The sequence below is a fragment of the Acinetobacter sp. 'aerobic (ED)' genome, assembly GCF_904886855.1.
Classification (GTDB): Bacteria; Pseudomonadota; Gammaproteobacteria; order Pseudomonadales; family Moraxellaceae; genus Acinetobacter; species Acinetobacter courvalinii.
In genome coordinates, this window is sequence record NZ_CAJHGI010000001.1 from 229,172 (window position 1) to 246,623 (window position 17,452).

General features: G+C 42.3%; 18 protein-coding genes and 1 riboswitch. Of the genes, 11 read left to right on the forward strand and 7 right to left on the reverse strand.

Going from position 1 to position 17,452, the window contains the following annotated elements; all coding sequences use genetic code 11:
- Positions 1-23: 23 nt before the first annotated feature.
- Entirely contained in the window at positions 24-392 is a 369-nt protein-coding gene (gene tusD, locus JO943_RS01130) for a sulfurtransferase complex subunit TusD (protein WP_005230196.1), read from the reverse strand.
- A gap of 67 nt (positions 393-459) precedes the next feature.
- Between tusD and JO943_RS01135 the strand changes: the two genes are divergently transcribed.
- The 4 genes from JO943_RS01135 to JO943_RS01150 all read left to right on the forward strand — a co-directional run bounded on the left by JO943_RS01135 (position 460) and on the right by JO943_RS01150 (position 5,238).
- Positions 460-1,467 (forward strand): SDR family NAD(P)-dependent oxidoreductase, encoded by a 1,008-nt coding sequence (locus tag JO943_RS01135; protein WP_202739737.1) that lies wholly within the window; start codon positions 460-462, stop codon positions 1,465-1,467.
- 114 nt (positions 1,468-1,581) lie between these two features.
- Positions 1,582-2,976: a class II fumarate hydratase gene (gene fumC / locus JO943_RS01140; RefSeq protein ID WP_005230200.1), complete on the forward strand. Its 1,395-nt coding sequence runs from the start codon at positions 1,582-1,584 to the stop codon at positions 2,974-2,976.
- A gap of 119 nt (positions 2,977-3,095) precedes the next feature.
- A complete protein-coding gene (locus tag JO943_RS01145) occupies positions 3,096-3,587 on the forward strand; it encodes a hypothetical protein (RefSeq protein WP_202739978.1) in 492 nt (163 codons plus the stop codon).
- A 137-nt stretch (positions 3,588-3,724) separates the two neighbouring features.
- Positions 3,725-3,814, forward strand: a riboswitch (glycine riboswitch).
- Positions 3,815-3,993: 179 nt separating this feature from the next.
- Positions 3,994-5,238, forward strand: a complete 1,245-nt coding sequence (locus JO943_RS01150; RefSeq protein ID WP_202739738.1) for a D-amino acid dehydrogenase — start codon at positions 3,994-3,996, stop codon at positions 5,236-5,238.
- Positions 5,239-5,290: 52 nt separating this feature from the next.
- Here the strand turns inward: JO943_RS01150 and JO943_RS01155 are convergent, their stop codons facing one another.
- Positions 5,291-5,938 carry a hypothetical protein gene (locus tag JO943_RS01155; protein ID WP_202739739.1) on the reverse strand — a complete coding sequence of 216 codons (648 nt, stop codon included), beginning with the start codon at positions 5,936-5,938 and terminating at the stop codon, positions 5,291-5,293.
- 98 nt (positions 5,939-6,036) lie between these two features.
- Here JO943_RS01155 and ispF point away from each other — a divergent pair, with 98 nt between their 5' ends.
- Positions 6,037-6,528, forward strand: a complete 492-nt coding sequence (gene ispF, locus JO943_RS01160; RefSeq protein ID WP_202739740.1) for a 2-C-methyl-D-erythritol 2,4-cyclodiphosphate synthase — start codon at positions 6,037-6,039, stop codon at positions 6,526-6,528.
- On the opposite strand, the gene JO943_RS01165 is transcribed toward ispF, so the two are convergent.
- The 5 genes from JO943_RS01165 to glnL form a co-directional block, all read right to left on the reverse strand.
- Positions 6,516-7,040, reverse strand: a complete 525-nt coding sequence (locus tag JO943_RS01165) for a protein tyrosine phosphatase family protein (RefSeq protein WP_032872355.1) — start codon at positions 7,038-7,040, stop codon at positions 6,516-6,518. The two genes, ispF and JO943_RS01165, sit on opposite strands and share 13 nt — an antisense overlap.
- 145 nt (positions 7,041-7,185) lie before the next feature.
- Positions 7,186-8,106, reverse strand: coding sequence for an ornithine carbamoyltransferase (argF, locus tag JO943_RS01170; protein WP_005230210.1), 921 nt, complete (start codon positions 8,104-8,106; stop codon positions 7,186-7,188).
- Between the two features lie 112 nt (positions 8,107-8,218).
- Complete coding sequence (locus JO943_RS01175) at positions 8,219-8,860, reverse strand: TetR/AcrR family transcriptional regulator (protein ID WP_202739741.1); 642 nt, start codon at positions 8,858-8,860, stop codon at positions 8,219-8,221.
- A gap of 138 nt (positions 8,861-8,998) precedes the next feature.
- Positions 8,999-10,492: a nitrogen regulation protein NR(I) gene (gene glnG, locus JO943_RS01180; protein WP_005230213.1), complete on the reverse strand. Its 1,494-nt coding sequence runs from the start codon at positions 10,490-10,492 to the stop codon at positions 8,999-9,001.
- A complete protein-coding gene (glnL, locus tag JO943_RS01185; RefSeq protein WP_005230214.1) occupies positions 10,479-11,588 on the reverse strand; it encodes a nitrogen regulation protein NR(II) in 1,110 nt (369 codons plus the stop codon). The genes glnG and glnL overlap by 14 nt, the downstream gene beginning before the upstream one ends.
- Positions 11,589-11,916: 328 nt before the next feature.
- On the opposite strand from glnL, the gene rimO reads away from it, so the two are divergent.
- The 6 genes from rimO to ispC all read left to right on the forward strand — a co-directional run bounded on the left by rimO (position 11,917) and on the right by ispC (position 17,451).
- Positions 11,917-13,260 carry a 30S ribosomal protein S12 methylthiotransferase RimO gene (gene rimO / locus JO943_RS01190; protein ID WP_005230215.1) on the forward strand — a complete coding sequence of 448 codons (1,344 nt, stop codon included), beginning with the start codon at positions 11,917-11,919 and terminating at the stop codon, positions 13,258-13,260.
- A gap of 52 nt (positions 13,261-13,312) precedes the next feature.
- The gene (pyrH, locus tag JO943_RS01195; RefSeq protein ID WP_004772000.1) at positions 13,313-14,041 is read left to right on the forward strand and encodes a UMP kinase; all 729 of its coding nucleotides are present in this window, start codon (positions 13,313-13,315) and stop codon (positions 14,039-14,041) included.
- Between the two features lie 77 nt (positions 14,042-14,118).
- Positions 14,119-14,673, forward strand: a complete 555-nt coding sequence (gene frr / locus JO943_RS01200; protein WP_004653307.1) for a ribosome recycling factor — start codon at positions 14,119-14,121, stop codon at positions 14,671-14,673.
- Between the two features lie 4 nt (positions 14,674-14,677).
- Complete coding sequence (uppS, locus tag JO943_RS01205; RefSeq protein ID WP_005285589.1) at positions 14,678-15,427, forward strand: polyprenyl diphosphate synthase; 750 nt, start codon at positions 14,678-14,680, stop codon at positions 15,425-15,427.
- A 2-nt stretch (positions 15,428-15,429) separates the two neighbouring features.
- The gene (locus tag JO943_RS01210) at positions 15,430-16,254 is read left to right on the forward strand and encodes a phosphatidate cytidylyltransferase (RefSeq protein WP_005230217.1); all 825 of its coding nucleotides are present in this window, start codon (positions 15,430-15,432) and stop codon (positions 16,252-16,254) included.
- Positions 16,255-17,451 (forward strand): 1-deoxy-D-xylulose-5-phosphate reductoisomerase, encoded by a 1,197-nt coding sequence (gene ispC, locus JO943_RS01215; protein ID WP_199972777.1) that lies wholly within the window; start codon positions 16,255-16,257, stop codon positions 17,449-17,451.
- Position 17,452: the final 1 nt, after the last annotated feature.

A 17,452-nucleotide genomic window follows, 5' to 3' on the forward strand; every position in this document is an offset into this window, starting at 1 on the left:
AACACTCTATTAAAGAACTTAAATTAAAATTGAATTAAACGAGAACAGCTTTGCACTGCATCAGCAAGCTCTCCAAGCCCAACCAGCTCAAAACCTTGTGCCAAGTTGTGATGTTGAAGTGAATGACGCTGTGCATTGCCAGCATCAGTGATACCCCGAGCAAGGGCAGCACTGACACAGACAGGGAGTCGAATGCTCAGTTTTTGCCATTCCTGTTTCAGGTTGCGTTGATCGTCAGGAAACCACTGTAAATCGTTCGCAACGTGAACACCGTCTTGGTAAAAGAAAACACGAAAATCTTCATGCTTATTTTGTAATGCTTGGGCTAAACCGAATGCATGCCATGCAATCACAGACGTAGGCGGAGAAGTAATTAACAGTAGTGTACTCATTGAACATTCACTATGGTCATAGTAGGCAAAATGATGATGGACAGATTAAAAAGAAGGTAAGTATACAATGATTTTGGTGACAGGTGGTTTAGGCTTTATCGGTTCACATATTGCCTTGAGTTTATTGGCTCATGGGCAAGAGATTGTCATTGTTGATAACCTGGCTAACTCAACTTTACAAACTCTGGAACGTCTGGAGTATATTTCAGGCATGTATATTCCTTTTGCGAAACTGGATGTACGGAATACGCCTGCATTAAATAAAGTATTTGAACAATATTCAATTGATACCGTCATTCATACGGCAAGTTTTAAGTCTTTGGAAGAATCTACATTAAAACCACTCGAATATTATAATGATAATGTCAGTAGTATCATGAGCTTATTACGTGCCATGCAACGGATGGGCGTGAGACAGTTAGTCAATATTTCCAGTCTAGCCGTCTATGGTCAGTCTGATCCAGCACTTTCAGAAGAAACAGCGTTTAATCATAACTCTGCCAATCCTTATATCCGCTCGCAGCAAATGGTCGAAGATATTATTGCGGATACCTATAAGGTCGATCCTGAATGGAAGATCGTCAATCTACGTTTATCTAATATTGTGGGTGCATTCGAGCATGGTGTTTTGGGGGAGTATGTCACCCAGTTACCTAAGAATATTGTACCTTTGGCGCTACAAGTCGCTGCTTTACAACGTGATTGTATTGAACTGCAAAATCAGGCTCAAACGCAGGATGGCACCGTTGAACGTAGCTTCTTACATGTTCTGGATGCGTGTGATGCGATTTTAATGACCTTGAATTGGCTAAAAGCTCAGTCTGGATGCCTGGAATCATTCAATATTGCGCATACACAACTGACCTCAATTCAACGTTTGCTGGACGAAATTTCCACGGTCACTCAGGCTGAGGTCCGTGTACAGCCTGCAATCTATCAACATGATGAATTAGCTCAGCTGGGTGCCAATATCGAGAAGGCGCAGCGTATTTTAAACTGGACACCGAAACGGTCTTTGGCACAAATGATTGAAGATGAATGGCGTTTTTATCTAAATACTCTAAAAGGTAATTAAGATAATGATTCTTATTTACATATTTGACTGGTTTGATTAGGATAAGTTGACCAGCCAAAGCATTACTTTGCTTCAGCCCGTGAAAATTTTAACCAGATAGAGCAGAGGTTGTTTATGCAAATGCGAATTGAACACGACACCATGGGTGAAATCGAGGTTCCGAACGAAGCCTTATGGGGTGCGCAAACGCAAAGAAGTTTACAGAACTTTAAGATTGGTCAGGAGCGTTTGCCACGTCCGATGATTCGTGCGATGGGCTTAGTCAAAAAAGCGGCCGCGATCACCAATGCTGAATTAAAGCAACTTCCTGAAGATTTAAGCCAATATATTGTCGGTGCTGCGGAAGAAGTAATTGCTGGGCAGTGGGATTCACAATTCCCACTGGTGGTCTGGCAAACCGGTTCGGGTACGCAAAGCAATATGAACTGTAATGAAGTGATTGCCAATATTGCCAACCAGAAATTAGGACAGGTATTGGGTGCACAAAAACCCGTTCATCCGAATGATCATGTCAATCGTGCGCAATCAACCAATGACTCTTTTCCGACCGCGATTCATGTGGCTGCCAGTCTTCAGATCAATGAACTCCTGATTCCTGCGGTTGAAAAGTTGAAACAGACCTTACAGCGCAAATCAGAAGAATTTGATGATATTGTCAAAATCGGTCGTACGCATTTACAAGACGCAACACCTTTAACTTTGGGACAAGAGTTTAGCGGCTATGTATCGCAACTGGAACATGGTTTAAAACGCTTGCAACAGGCATTGGCTGGACTGTACGAGTTGCCTTTAGGCGGTACCGCAGTCGGAACCGGTTTAAATGCCCATCCTGATTATGCGGTGAAAGCGGCTGAGCAATTGGCCATCTTGACGGGTTTACCGTTTGTGACCGCGCCAAACAAGTTTGAAGCTTTGGCTGGCCGTGATGCAGCGGTATTTGCATCGGGTGCGTTGAAGACATTAGCTGCAAGTTTAAATAAGATTGCCAATGATATTCGCTGGTTAGCGAGTGGGCCACGTTGTGGTTTTGGTGAAATCCGTATACCTGAGAACGAACCGGGCTCGAGTATCATGCCGGGTAAAGTTAATCCCACCCAGAGTGAAGCCATGACCATGGTGGTTGCTCAAGTTCTAGGCAATGACACCACCATTAACGTTGCGGGTGCATCCGGGAACTTCGAGCTAAATGTGTTTATGCCCGTGATTGCTTATAACTTATTGCAATCGATTCAGTTGCTGGGCGATGCATGTAATAGCTTTAATGATCACTGTGCAGTGGGAATTGAACCGAATCGCGACAAGATTGATCACTTCTTACATAACTCTTTGATGCTGGTGACTGCGCTAAATCCTGTGATCGGTTATGAGAACTCTGCCAAAGTGGCGAAAACTGCTTATAAGGAAAATAAAACCTTGAAACAGGTCGCTGTGGAGCTGGGTTTGGTCACTGCAGAACAATTTGATGAAGTGGTTAAACCTGAAAATATGGTTTCTCCGAATAGTAAATAAAAATCTTTAATCGGTAAGATAAAAAATCCTTCTGCTCGTGGAAGGATTCTTTTATGAGTAGTTTTTATAAAGTGAACTGCGTACAATATACTTTTGATTTATCTGACTGTTGCTTCATTATGCTCAATATTTATTTAACGGATACTAAAACCAACATCCAGTTTTCTGATTTACCCAATGAAAATCCTGTTAAGTTTCTGTTGAATTTAAAGAAAATTTTTCCAAGTACCGCTGATTTACTATTACCGGTATTGCCAGAAGACAATAATCTAGAAAATGTAACCTGGGAAGCAACCTCAAAAGATTTTGACGTGTTTAAAAAGTTACTGGAAGGTTGGGGTGTGATTGAGCTTCGTCTAAGTGCAATTACCACCTATAAAGATAAGAATTTTGCCAATGAGCTGGTGAAAAAAGCACAAGTTAAGCGTAAGCAGATTGCCCAGACACAACCCCAATTGTCTTTGATTGCACTGGATTATGTGCTAATGCATGAGATTCATGCCTTGATTGATGCTGAACTGGTCATGATTGGTGAAAAATTCTATTTGCCAACATTGCGCGAACTGTGGAAAGCTCAATTCTCCGAGCAAATTTTGCAATGTAAATTCTAAGATTTAAAAGCAGACTTCGAGTCTGCTTTTTTATACTCGATGAATAAATGCAGACGTATAAATCTTGATCTACAAACATTTACAAGATTTTAGTGTGCGTATTTTGGAGCGGCATATATATTGCTTATAGGAATATAAATATTATTGCGGGAGAGAAGTTCTTCAATGAACTCGCCGAAGGAGCAACGACCCCGGAAACTCTCAGGCAGAAGGACTGTAATAATAGACATAAAATCTGGAGAGCAGTGCTCAATTTGTAGGAACACAGGACTAATTTCTTCTACGATAAACACTCACCGAAGGGGAAGGCTTCATGATTAATTGGTAATCATCTGCCGAAACTCTCAGGTACCATGACAGATGGGGCTAAGCATTATGAAATGTTATGCATTTCAGGGAGTTTGCTATGCCACATGTTGTTGTAATTGGTGCGGGGATTACGGGTGTAACGTCTGCTTATGAATTAATTAAACTGGGCTATGAAGTGACGGTGATCGATCGCCATCTTTTTCCGGCCATGGAAACTTCATTTGCCAATGGTGGACAATTGTCTGCCTGTAATGCAGAAGTCTGGAACCAGAAAGCCACAGTGCTGAAAGGCATTAAATGGATGAGTAAAAAAGATGCACCATTATTGCTCAACCCATCCTTTAGCGCCCATAAATATCGCTGGTTGATTGAGTTTTTAACCCATATCAAAAATTATAAAGCCAATACCATTGAAACCGTGCGTTTGGCATTGTTGGCCAGACAACGATTATTTGAAGTGGCTGAAAAAGAAAGTCTGTCTTTTGATCTGGAAAAACGTGGCATTTTACATATGTATCACACCAGAGAAGACTATGAGATTGCCAAGAAGGTCAATGATGTGCTGGTTGAGGGCAAACTGGAGCGCAATGCGATTACTCCAGAGGAAATGAAGGCGATTGAACCGACTTTAACGGGTGACTATTTCGGTGGTTATTATACCGCGGGGGATGCAACAGGAGATATTCATAAATATTCCGTGGGGCTGGCAGAACGGACGCAACAATATGGGGCAAAGTATTGTTTTGGCCTGGATGTGGTTGATATTCAATTCAATCAAGATAAAGCAATTGTTCACTGTAAGAACAGTTCAGAAAATGTAAATCCAACTGCGGATGGGATTACCGAAATTATTGCAGATGTTGTACTGGTCTGTGGTGGAGTCGGCAGTTATCAATTGGCAGATATGTTAGGCGATAGTGTCAACGTTTATCCGGTAAAGGGTTACTCGATTACAGTGCAGCTTAAAGATGAGCGCAGTGTCAATAATGCTCCATGGGTCAGCTTGCTGGATGAGAGTGCAAAAATTGTTACCTCGCGCTTAGGTGCAGATCGCTTACGGGTTGCCGGAACAGCTGAGTTTAACGGTTATAATCGTGATATTCGTGCTGACCGTATTCAACCGCTGATTAATTGGGTCAACCAGAATTTTGATATTTCGACTGAACATGTGGTGCCATGGGCAGGATTACGTCCAATGATGCCGAATATGTTGCCTGTGGTTAAACAAGGCAAACAACCAAGTGTATTTTATAATACCGGACATGGGCATTTAGGCTGGACCTTATCGGCTGCAACGGCAGTGCTGATCAGTCAGGAAATTGCGCAAAAATTTCCAAGCTAAAACTAAAAAAGCCGGTGTGATCACATCGGCTTTTTTTTAAACGGTTGATAGCTTAGTCGTAAGGACGGTAAATCCCGGTAAAACGTTCACAGCCTTTTTGCGCAGATTTGATCACCAATAATGCTTTTTGAAAATCAAACTGATATTGGCACTTTTTTTCATTATCGGTGATCTGGTTGCGTTGTTCTGTCGTGCTATAAGCAAGTAATGATAAGGTTTGTGTTTCTGGTCGGTTATTCGGATTGCGGTAAGCGATCCCTTCAATTTTTAACTTGTCTTTATCCAGTTGATGAATTTGCAGATGAACAGGTTGAGCTGCGATTTTGCCATGTTCATATTTTAAATAATGTTGGGTCAGGGTCTGGTTCATCGAGGTATAAAAATTCAGGTCATCCAGACGCACCTCAAATTGCTGTTCATAGCAGGCTTTGCTTTTGCATTGCTGAATCTGGGTGAGCCACTGGGTCTGTGTATCGTGTAACAATTGCAAGGGCGCATCCGTCACCAGATACGCCGTTAAGAATTTGCTATTCAGCTTTTGGCGCTGTTCTTTGTATTGCTTGGTGCATATTTTTTGTGCTTGCAAAGCAGTGCTATTGCAGTCAATAGATTCCGCATAGGCAAATGTTGAGCAAAAACAACTCAATGTGATGATATAACCAGATTTCTTTAATTGATTTCTTACAGTGTTAAACAGCATAATCACTTATACTTTCAGTCTAATTTGCTCAACGTACTATAGCGAAATAGAAAGCCTGAATACAAGATTAGTTCGGTATATTGTAAAAGGAAAATCATATGGTTGCTCAAATCCGTATTGGACAAGGGATTGATGTACATGCATTTGAAGACGGTGACTTTGTTACTTTGGCTGGGGTTAAAATTCCGCATACGCATGGTTTAAAAGCGCATTCAGATGGAGATGTGGTATTGCATGCGTTGAGTGATGCCTTACTGGGTGCTTTGGCGCTGGGTGATATCGGACAGCATTTTCCAGATACAGATCCAGAATATAAAGGCGCAGACAGTCGTGTGTTATTGAAACATGTATACCAGTTGATTTTAGATCGTGGTTATCATCTCAATAATGCAGATATAACAGTGGCTTGTGAACGTCCGAAGTTAGCAAAACATAATCTGGAAATGCGTCAAAGTATTGCAGATGTATTAAAAGTGGATGTGACTCAAATCAGTATTAAAGCCACAACCACAGAGAAACTTGGGTTTACCGGCCGTCAGGAAGGCATCCTGGCAACGGCAACCGTATTGATTTCACATCAGGCAAAATGATTACTATTGATGAGTGACTGTTCTAATTCTTGTGTTGCTTTACGGCCTTGCAGTTGTAAAGTCAGACTATGAATGAGTCCAGTCCAGGTCTCGTTCGGCTCCCAGATCTGGTGAAGTAGTTCTTGCGCGCTAGGCAGATCCACATTCATATAAAACTGGCGATATAAATACATCAAGCTACTGACCCGCTTGTTTTTCGCACAGTGCAGCCAGACGATCTCGTTTTGAACCAGATGGTCAATCAAGTCCAGAATCAGCAAGCATTGTTCAGAGCAGGGCACATCCCAGTCAATCGGGATGTGAATATAGTTCAGGCCTAAATCCAGACAGATTTGATCCTGTTTGGCCAAGTAATTTTCTGATTTGCTGGTTGCAAGGTTAATGACCGTACTGCAGCCATATTCCTTGATCTGTTGCAGTTGTTCAGCCGATGGTTGAGCTGAGCTAAACAGATGCTCATGCACCAAAGAGAAACTTGGTATTTGAGATAATGCTTGTTCGAGTGAAGTCATGACGTCCGCTGTGTATTGAGTGAGGTTCTCATATGATGAGAAACTTATTCTAAAAGGCTTAGCCTACTATAATTGTTTTTATTTCACTGTTCAATTTGGAATACATAAATAAAAACAGCATCATTTGATGCTGTTTTTGGATGACTTAATCTTTTTTGAGATTCTCATTGAGTAAGAATTCCATCAATGCTTTTTGTGCATGTAAGCGGTTTTCAGCTTCATCCCAAACCACAGCATTTTTATGATCCAGCATATTTTCTGAAATTTCTTCACCACGATGCGCTGGTAAGCAATGCATAAACAGGCAGTCAGGATGTGCCAGGTCCATCAGTTTTTCATTGACCTGAAAATCTGCGAAGGCTTTCTCACGCAGCTTTTGTTCTTCTTCCTGTCCCATGCTTGCCCAGACATCAGTCACGATCAAGTCGGCATTGACAGCGGCATCTTCGGCTTTATTGAAGACTTCAACACAGTCTGCAAATTCAGCTAAAAATTCAGGTTTTGGTTCATAGCCTTCAGGCGAAGCAATTTTAAGTTTGAAACCCATTAAATGTGCAGCTTCAATATAAGAGTTACACATATTGTTGCCGTCACCAATCCAGGCAACGGTTTTGCCTTCGATGCGACCACGATGTTCTTGGAAGGTTTGCAAGTCTGCGAGTAACTGGCAAGGATGATGGTCATCAGTTAGACCATTGATGACAGGAACTTTTGAATATGATGCAAAACGTTCGACGATGTCATGGCCGAAAGTACGGATCATCACAATGTCTAGCATGCTTGAGATGACACGAGCCGAGTCTTCAATTGGCTCACCACGTCCTAATTGTGTATCACGTGGAGAAAGAAAGATCGCACTACCACCAAACTGGCAAATACCTGCTTCAAAAGAAATACGGGTACGGGTACTCGATTTCTCGAAAATCATTCCTAAAACTTTACCTGCAAACGGCTGATACAGCGTATGACTATGCTGCATGCGTTTCAGTTCTTGCGCACGGTCTAAAATGCGTTGCAGTTCTAGAGTGGATAGGTCACGTAAAGTTAGGAAATGCCGAAGCGCCATAGCTACTCCCACAATAATTATTGAGAGAAATCAATAATTAATTGTTGTTTGACGAGTGGTGGATAAAAAAGAATTGACTACTATACTATAGCTTCAGAAAAATGCAAAAGAATTAGACCTTCTGATGAGCCTTTAAAAACAGGTCTACAGAATAATCAATATAATCAATTATTTCGATATCATCTTCTGGTACATCCAAGCCCATTAAATTGCGCCATTCAACATCTCTAAGCGTGCCAAAATACATCATGGCAGAGAATTTGGGTTGGGCACAGAAAATTTCATTGTTGACGTGGGCATGCTCTAAGGCATAGGCAATGGTATTCTGAATATTTAAGGCGCATTGATCATAGAAATAATGAGCAAGCTGGATATCTTTTTGTGTTTGTTCGGTAAACATGCGCATAAAGGCAATGTTTTCAGGCTGAATAATATGTTGATAAAACCGGTATAGGGTCTGGGTCAGATAAGTCCTGAGATCGGTTTTTTCCGGGGTGTAGGGTAAGCACACGCCCTTAAAGAAAACTTCACGACGATAATCACAAATGGCAGTGAACAGCCCTTCTTTATTACCAAAATATTTATAAATCGAGGTTTTGGAACCTCCGGCATGATTGACAATATCATCCAGAGACACTGCCTCATAACCTTTCTCAAGAAATAAATCGGTTGCGCACAATAACAGGGCAAGACGACGTTCTTCTCCACGACGAGTTTGAGGTTTGGCACAGCCTGGATAGCAAATATCAGTCATTATCTACTTTGAGGTAATCGGGTTGTGCTTAGTATAACAAAAACCATATCACTTGTATGGCTATGAAATTTCGGAGTGTTTCAAAAGATCTCAAAATGATTAAAAAAGCGAGTCATTTTAGACTCGCTTTTTAGGGGGTTAAGCCGTGCGACTTTCTTCTTCTTCATCGTCATCCGCAGAATCCATACCCAGCTCTTTGAGTTTTCGGGTCAGGGTGTTACGTCCCCAGCCCAATAGCTCTGCTGCATGGCGTTTACGACCGCGGGTCTGCTGGAGTGCTGCATTAATTAGCGTGCGTTCAAACATGGGGGTGGCAATATCAAGAATTTTCATTTCGCCATTTTTAAGTTTCTGGATGGCCCATTGACCTAATAATTCATCCCAATGATGGACTGCAATGCGTTCAACGAGTGCAGGGCTCGAGCTTGGTGCAGCTTGAGCATCACTGGTCTTGTGGACAGAGGCTTGCTTAAGTTCTGCTGGCAGGTCTTCAGGGTAAACTTCACGCCCCGTAATCATAACGGTTAACCAGCGACAGGTATTCTCTAGTTGACGCACATTTCCCGGCCAAGGCAGTTGCTGCATATAGTCAGTGGTTTCAGTACGCAAGATTTTTGGACTGACACCAAGCTCTTTGCCTGCGCGTGCCAAGAAATGCTGCGCCAGCATCGGAATGTCTTCGCTACGATGCGACAGTTTTGGAATGTGAATGCGAATCACATTCAGGCGGTGGTAAAGATCTTCACGGAAACGACCTTCATTAACCAGTTTCTCAAGATCTTGATGGGTTGCCGCAACGATACGTACATCGACCTTAACTGGAATATGTCCGCCGACACGATAGAACTCACCATCTGCCAAAACACGAAGCAAACGTGTCTGGGTTTCAAATGGCATATCACCGATTTCGTCCAGAAATAAGGTACCGCCATTGGCTTGTTCAAAACGACCTTGATGTTGGGTGTTAGCACCTGTAAAGGCACCTTTTTCATGGCCAAATAATTCGGTTTCGATCAGGTCTTTGGGGATTGCCGCCATGTTCAGCGCAATAAAGGGTTTGGCCCGTCGCGGTGAATGCTTATGTAAGGCATGCGCCACCAATTCTTTACCCGTACCGGATTCACCATTAATCAGGACAGTAATATGTGATTGCGACAAGCGACCGATGGCACGGAACACTTCCTGCATGGCAGGTGATTCACCGATGATTTCGGTCGACTGCAATGGTGAAGCGGCTTTGGTGGCTTCTTGTTGCTGTAATTTATTAATGTGCAAAATGGCACGATTGACCAGCGCCAATGCTTCATCAATATCAAAAGGCTTAGGTAAGTATTCAAATGCACCAGTTTGGTAACTTGAGACAGCAGACTCTAGATCTGAGTGTGCAGTCATGATAATGACAGGTAAGTCAGGATGGGTATTTTTAACCTTCGATAAGAAGGTTAGACCATCAATCCCTGGCATGCGAATGTCGGTCAAAATGACATCCGGTGCATCGTCATGCAAGCGTTCAAGTGCAGTTTGGGCTTCTTCAAAGTTGGTGACATCGAAACCTTCCTCTTTAAAGGTTTTCTCCAGTACCCAACGCATGGCACGATCGTCATCTATTACCCAAATTTTATTTCGTGACATGGTTTAACTCCCAAGGTAGATATAGGCTAAATACGGTTTTTCCCGGAACTGACTGACACTCAATCATTCCGTTGTGTTGATGCATAATATTTTGAGCAATACTGAGTCCCAGTCCTGTCCCTTTAGCACGCCCTGTGACTAATGGATAGAAAACCGATTCCAGAATACTTTCGGGTACGCCAGGGCCATTGTCTTCAATATCAATACGGACGGTTGAGCGATTAAGGACGCCATTAATGGTCACAAGGCGCTGGATGCGGGTTCTCAGCAGCAGTTCTGGTTCTGAGTCGGTAAAAAAGTCTTTATTTTCGGTCATGGCCTGTACGGCATTGACGCTAATATTCAGCATGACCTGAATCAGCTGATCTCGATCAGCCATCACGTCCGGTAAAGACAGGTCATAATCACGGGTAATCTTGATTTTCTTTTTGGTCTGGTTGGCAATCAGCGAGCGAACCCGTTCCAGTGGTTCATGTACATTGACATGTTCATAGCTCGGTAATTGACGTGAACCGAGCATGGTGTCTGCCAGATTGGTCAAACGATCGACTTCACTAATAATAATGTCAGTAAATTCGCCGTAACGGTCATCATTTAAGCTGCGTGCCAGTAACTGGGTTGCACCGCGGATGCCCGCTAATGGATTTTTGATCTCGTGCGCCACGCCACGGACCAGTTGACGTGCTACCTGATGTTGTTGTACCAGATTTTCTTCTTTGGAAATCTTTAACATGCGGTCAATCGGATTCAGTTCAATCAATAAAAGCGGGTGATAGCTTTTGCCTGCATTCAGTTGAGAAGCCGTATAATCCACATGAATCGCTTTAAAGTTTACATTGATGACAGCCTCACGTCGGGTATAGTGTTGGCCGCTTTCTAAAGTGTTTAATAACGCTTCATGTGTGTTGAAGGTATCGTCGTGTGCATGTAACAAGTTAAGAACAGGCTGGCCTGATGCGCGCAGCAGACTGATATCAAATAATGCTTCACAAGCAGAATTTAAATAAAAAATATTCAGCTGACTATCGACCAGTAAAATGGCAGTGCTCAAATTATCTACTAAGAGCCGATAGTCGATAATGTTCTGTTGATCCATTTGTGAATCATCCTGTTTTAAAATGGCGCAATAAATATAAATTTTAATGAATAGCCATTAACTTCTAAAATGTACTTTATGCAAAATACAAGCCAACTTTGTATTAATGAAATTTCAACAACTTAATTCTTAAAAAAGGGATTTATGCAGTATTTTTCACATACATGCAGGGATTTCAATAAATTATTATGCTCCAAAATAGTGCGCTTGTGGATTTTATTTAAAATTTTGGTCGTATTTTGGTGCATTACACAAAGAGATGGCTTTGCAGCTATGCGTAAGCCAAGAAAAGTCATACAATACGCCGATTCAAGTGGAGCGCAGATTCATGAAGACCCCCAAAGTCGGTTTTGTATCTTTAGGTTGTCCTAAGGCATTGGTAGATTCTGAACGAATTTTAACTCAGTTAAAGACTGAAGGTTATCAAGTTGCATCAGATTATGATGGTGCGGATCTGGTCGTTGTAAATACCTGTGGTTTTATTGAATCTGCAGTACAAGAGTCTTTAGATGCGATTGGCGAAGCCATGAGCGAAAATGGCCGAGTTATCGTTACAGGCTGTTTAGGTAAAGATGAAGACAAAATTCGCCAGATGCACCCAAATGTCCTTAAAGTGACAGGTGCAGCAGCCTATCAAGATGTAATGGAAGCAGTACATGAATATGTACCGGCACCGCCAAAACACAACCCATTTATTGATTTAGTCCCTGAGCAAGGTGTTCGTTTGACACCAAAGCATTATGCTTATTTGAAAATCTCGGAAGGCTGTAATCACCGTTGTACATTCTGCATTATCCCAAGTATGCGTGGCGACCTTGTGTCTCGTCCGGTCGGAAAAGTGCTGGATGAAGCTGCTGCATTAAAACGTGCCGGTGTAAAAGAAATTCTGGTGATTTCTCAGGATACCTCAGCTTATGGTGTAGACACCAAATATAAGCTGGATTTCTGGAATGGTCAGCCGGTTAAGACCAAATTCTATGACATGTGTGAAGCGCTGGGTCAGTTAGGCATCTGGGTGCGTTTGCATTATGTGTATCCATATCCACATGTGGATGCTGCTATTGATTTGATGGCGCAAGGTAAAATCCTGCCTTATTTGGATATTCCTTTTCAGCACGCCAGTCCGCGCATCTTAAAATTGATGAAGCGACCAGCGCATAGTGAAAATACCTTAGAGCGCCTTAAATTGTGGCGTGAAAAATGCCCTGAATTGGTGATTCGTTCTACATTCGTGGTGGGTTTCCCGGGGGAAACTGAAGAGGATTTCCAAATCTTGCTGGAATGGTTAAAAGAAGCGCAGTTAGATCGTGTCGGCTGCTTTACCTATTCACCAGTTGAAGGTGCAACCGCAAACGATCTTCCTGATCATGTACCAGAAGAGATCAAACAAGAGCGTTATGAACGCTTCATGGAAGTGCAACAGGCCATTTCAGCAGCAAAGCTGCAAAAACGTATTGGTCAGAAAATGACAGTACTGGTGGATAGTCTGGAAGATGAGTTTCCAGTTGCAGTTGCCCGTTCTTATGCAGATGCCCCGGAAATTGATGGCAACGTTTTTGTTGAAGATATTGATAAGAGTGTGATTAAAGCAGGTGATCTGCTTGAAGTCGAAATTACCGATGCAGATGAATACGATTTATTTGCAAAGTTAATCCAGATTAAATCTGCTTGATGTTGAATTAAATTTAAGAAAATTTTGAGATTGGTCGGTTTGGAGTAAAAGTATGTCAGCTTCTAAAAATCCACGTTATGCACGAATCTTGCTCAAGCTTTCTGGTGAAGCTTTAGCAGGTAATAAAGATATGGGTATTGATGCCCAAGTATTAGATCAGATGTCACTTTCAATTGCGCACCTGGTTGGTTTGGGCGTGCAGGTCGGTATCGTTGTCGGCGGTGGTAACTTATACCGTGGTAGCCAGCTTCAAAAAGACGGTCTGGTTGGACGTGTAACTGGTGACCAGATGGGTATGTTGGCAACTGTGATGAACGGTTTGGCAATGCGTGACGCATTGGTGCGTCGCAATATCAAAACTCGTTTAATGTCGGCGTTATCCATTGGTACAGTGGTTGAGCCATACTCAAGCCGTGACGCAATTCGTCATTTAAGCCAGGGTGAAGTGTGTGTGTTTGTTGCGGGTACAGGCAATCCATTCTTTACCACAGATACTGCAGCATGTTTGCGTGGTATCGAGATTGAAGCGAACCTGATCTTGAAAGCGACTAAAGTTGATGGCGTTTATAATAAAGATCCAAGCAAATACGATGATGCAGTTAAATATGACAATTTAACTTTCGACCAGGTGCTTGATGAAAAACTTGGTGTAATGGATCTTACGGCAATTTGTTTGTGCCGTGACCACAATGTGCCATTACAAGTTTTTGATATGAACAAATCTGGCGCATTACTTTCTGTCGTCATGGGCGAAAAAGAGGGTACTCACGTAACGAATTAATGTACGTGAGCCAGAAAGCTCTTTATACTATTGTTTAAATATTTTGTAATACCTAATGAATAAGTAAGGAAGATCATATGATTAACGATCTCAAACAAGATAGCGAACAGCGCATGCAGAAGTCGCTTGACTCTCTAGAGTTAGGCTTTGCCAAAGTTCGTACAGGTCGTGCGCACCCATCTATTTTAAATGGTGTGATGGTTTCTTACTACGGCTCTGATGTTCCATTGAATCAAGTGGCAAATATCGGGCTTGAAGATTCACGTACACTGTTGGTTCAACCATTTGAACGTTCAATGGTTGCTGCGATAGATAAAGCGATTCGTGAAGCAGGTTTGGGCTTGAATCCTATTACTGCTGATGCAATCCGTGTACCAATGGCTGCGTTAACAGAAGAAACTCGTCGTGATATGCAGAAAGTTGCGCGTGCCGAAGCTGAAAATGCCAAAGTTGCGATTCGTAATATTCGTCGTGATGTATTAGGTGATCTCAAAGCATTGTTGAAAGAAAAAGAAATTTCTGAAGATGATGATCGCCGTGCATCGGATGATATCCAGAAAATCACTGATAAATATGTTGCAGAGGTTGATAAACGTCTTGCAGCAAAAGAAGCAGAATTGATGAAGGTCTGATTTTATGACCTCGCAAGAAGAACAGCTTCTTCCTCAACATGTTGCCATCATCATGGATGGCAACAATCGTTTTGCCAAAAAAAATCAAATGCAAAAAGGCGATGGGCATCGTGAAGGCAAGAATGTCTTGGATCCGATTGTCGAGCATTGCAAGAAAGTTGGCATTCGCGCTTTAACCGTTTTTGCATTTTCAAGTGAAAACTGGAACCGTCCTCAATACGAAGTAGATTTGTTAATGAAATTGTTGGAAGAAACAATTCATGAGCAACTGCCGCGTATGGAAAAGTTCAATATTGCACTGCGCTTTATTGGTGACCGTTCTCGGTTATCCAGCCAACTACGTGATCTGATGCAATATGCCGAGCAAAAAACTGCAGCCTATGGCTCCATGACCCTGACCATTGCGATTAGTTATGGTGGAATGTGGGATATGGCGCAAGCTGCGAAAATGATTGCTCAAGATGCGCTTGCAGGAAAGCTTCAAGCAGATCAGATAAATGTTGATTTATTTGATAAATATGTCAGTCTAAATGATCTTCCAGCGGTGGATTTATTGATCCGTACCGGTGGGGATTATCGTTTGTCTAACTTCTTACTCTGGCAAGCTGCTTATGCAGAACTGTATTTTACCGATACTTTATGGCCAGAATTTAGCATAGAAGAGCTAGATCATGCCTTTCGTGTTTTTTCAGGACGTGAACGACGCTTTGGCAAGACATCAGAACAGATTCAACAAGCGAAAATAGAGAATTAATAATGTTAGAGCGGATTATTACCGCATTGGTGTTAGTTGCTGTTGTTTTAAGTTGCATGTTTGCAACGCAATCACATTATCCAATGTTTATGCTTATGATTTTAGCTGCAGGGGTTGCAGGCTACGAATGGTTTAAGCTTATGCCACGTAGTGTAACCGCTGTTTCAAAGCCGAAGGCTTGGGTATATGGGGGCTGTGTTGCAGCAGTATCAACACTGGCATTATTTTTTGATGATGTTGCGCTTTTACTTTGGGCAGCATCGATTCTTACTTGGCTGGGAAGCATCTATTGGGTCAAGAACTATCCTGAATCGGATAACTGGTACAACCCGTCTCTACATCTGATTGGATTTATCCTGATTTCTGCTGCTGTCACTTCGCTCTATGCCGTCTGGCATAGTTCGCCTTGGTGGCTCATGTATCTATTCCTGCTGGTATGGGGCGCGGACAGTGGTGCTTATTTTGTTGGACGTAAGTTTGGCAAGAAAAAACTTGCTCCTTCTGTGAGCCCGAATAAATCGGTTGAAGGCTTTTATGGTGGTGTGGCAACAACCGTGATTATTATGCTGGTTGTGCAATATTTCTATTTAAACTTAACCGCAATACAGCTAATCTTATTCTTAATTCTTTCGATCATTACCGTGTTCGCATCTGTGCTGGGCGATTTGTTTGAGTCCATGATTAAGCGCCGCGCTGGAATTAAAGATTCTGGTCGCGTACTTCCAGGACATGGTGGTGTGCTTGATCGTATTGATTCTTTACTTGCTGCTGCACCGATCTTTGCAACAGGTATGTATATATTAAAACTTATTGGTGTAGATCTTTAAATGACTCAAGCTGTTTGTATATTGGGTGTTACTGGTTCAATTGGTCAAAGTACTTTAAAAGTGTTGGAACAGCACCCAGACCAATACACCGTATTTGCAGTCTCTGCATATAGTCGTTTAGATGAACTTTTAGAAATTTGTAAAAAATATCATCCAAAAATTGTTGTTGTTCCCAATGAAAAAGCACTGGAGTTGCAACAACGTCTCAAGCAAGAAAAATTAAACCATATTGAAATCCTCACAGATGAGGCTGGCCTAATTGCAATTGCCGAGCATGCTGATGTTGATATCGTCATGGCTGCTATTGTTGGTGCGGCTGGTTTGTTACCAACGTTGGCAGCAGTAAAAGCGGGTAAACGTGTCTTATTGGCCAACAAAGAATCATTGGTGATGTCGGGTGACATCATGATGCAGGCAGCACGCGAGCATCATGCGTTATTGTTGCCGGTGGATTCTGAACATAATGCGATTTTCCAGTCTCTACCGCATGACTATCTCAATGCAGAACGGACGGGGCAGCCACAACTAGGCGTGTCCCGTATTTTGTTGACGGCATCAGGCGGACCTTTTCTCAATCATTCTTTGGCACAATTGCATGAGGTTACACCACAACAGGCATGCAAGCACCCAAACTGGTCAATGGGACAAAAAATCTCGGTTGATTCGGCGACCTTAATGAATAAAGGTCTGGAATTGATCGAAGCTTGCCATTTGTTTTCAATATCAGAACATTTTGTTACAGTTGTTGTTCACCCACAAAGTATCATTCATTCCATGGTGCAATATGTGGATGGATCAACTTTGGCACAAATGGGTAACCCAGATATGTGTACGCCGATTGCACATGCATTGGCATGGCCAAAACGGTTGGCAACAGATGTGCCTGCACTCGATTTATTTGAGACGGCTCAACTGAATTTTCAGCAACCGGATATTGTCAAGTTTCCAGCATTAGACCTGGCGCGTCAGGCTATGCGGGCCGGTGGTTTGGCACCGACGGTATTAAATGCGGCCAATGAAATTGCAGTTGCTGCTTTCTTGCAACAACAGATCCGATTCACCGAGATTCCTCAAGTGGTGGATCATACTTTGCAAGCTGTACAAAATGCTAAAGCAGAAAACATAGACATCATTTTACAGACTGATATGATCGCTAGACAGATTGCAGAAAAGTATATTGTGAGTAAGGGAGGCTAAA

Excerpts from the sequence above, each read along its gene's own strand:
- tusD (WP_005230196.1), bottom strand. The coding sequence starts at position 392 with ATGAGTACACTACTGTTAATTACTTCTCCGCCTACGTCTGTGATTGCA.
- JO943_RS01135 (WP_202739737.1), top strand. The coding sequence starts at position 460 with ATGATTTTGGTGACAGGTGGTTTAGGCTTTATCGGTTCACATATTGCC.
- fumC (WP_005230200.1), top strand. The coding sequence starts at position 1,582 with ATGCAAATGCGAATTGAACACGACACCATGGGTGAAATCGAGGTTCCG.
- JO943_RS01145 (WP_202739978.1), top strand. The coding sequence starts at position 3,096 with ATGCTCAATATTTATTTAACGGATACTAAAACCAACATCCAGTTTTCT.
- JO943_RS01150 (WP_202739738.1), top strand. The coding sequence starts at position 3,994 with ATGCCACATGTTGTTGTAATTGGTGCGGGGATTACGGGTGTAACGTCT.
- JO943_RS01155 (WP_202739739.1), bottom strand. The coding sequence starts at position 5,938 with ATGCTGTTTAACACTGTAAGAAATCAATTAAAGAAATCTGGTTATATC.
- ispF (WP_202739740.1), top strand. The coding sequence starts at position 6,037 with ATGGTTGCTCAAATCCGTATTGGACAAGGGATTGATGTACATGCATTT.
- JO943_RS01165 (WP_032872355.1), bottom strand. The coding sequence starts at position 7,040 with ATGACTTCACTCGAACAAGCATTATCTCAAATACCAAGTTTCTCTTTG.
- argF (WP_005230210.1), bottom strand. The coding sequence starts at position 8,106 with ATGGCGCTTCGGCATTTCCTAACTTTACGTGACCTATCCACTCTAGAA.
- JO943_RS01175 (WP_202739741.1), bottom strand. The coding sequence starts at position 8,860 with ATGACTGATATTTGCTATCCAGGCTGTGCCAAACCTCAAACTCGTCGT.
- glnG (WP_005230213.1), bottom strand. The coding sequence starts at position 10,492 with ATGTCACGAAATAAAATTTGGGTAATAGATGACGATCGTGCCATGCGT.
- glnL (WP_005230214.1), bottom strand. The coding sequence starts at position 11,588 with ATGGATCAACAGAACATTATCGACTATCGGCTCTTAGTAGATAATTTG.
- rimO (WP_005230215.1), top strand. The coding sequence starts at position 11,917 with ATGAAGACCCCCAAAGTCGGTTTTGTATCTTTAGGTTGTCCTAAGGCA.
- pyrH (WP_004772000.1), top strand. The coding sequence starts at position 13,313 with ATGTCAGCTTCTAAAAATCCACGTTATGCACGAATCTTGCTCAAGCTT.
- frr (WP_004653307.1), top strand. The coding sequence starts at position 14,119 with ATGATTAACGATCTCAAACAAGATAGCGAACAGCGCATGCAGAAGTCG.
- uppS (WP_005285589.1), top strand. The coding sequence starts at position 14,678 with ATGACCTCGCAAGAAGAACAGCTTCTTCCTCAACATGTTGCCATCATC.
- JO943_RS01210 (WP_005230217.1), top strand. The coding sequence starts at position 15,430 with ATGTTAGAGCGGATTATTACCGCATTGGTGTTAGTTGCTGTTGTTTTA.
- ispC (WP_199972777.1), top strand. The coding sequence starts at position 16,255 with ATGACTCAAGCTGTTTGTATATTGGGTGTTACTGGTTCAATTGGTCAA.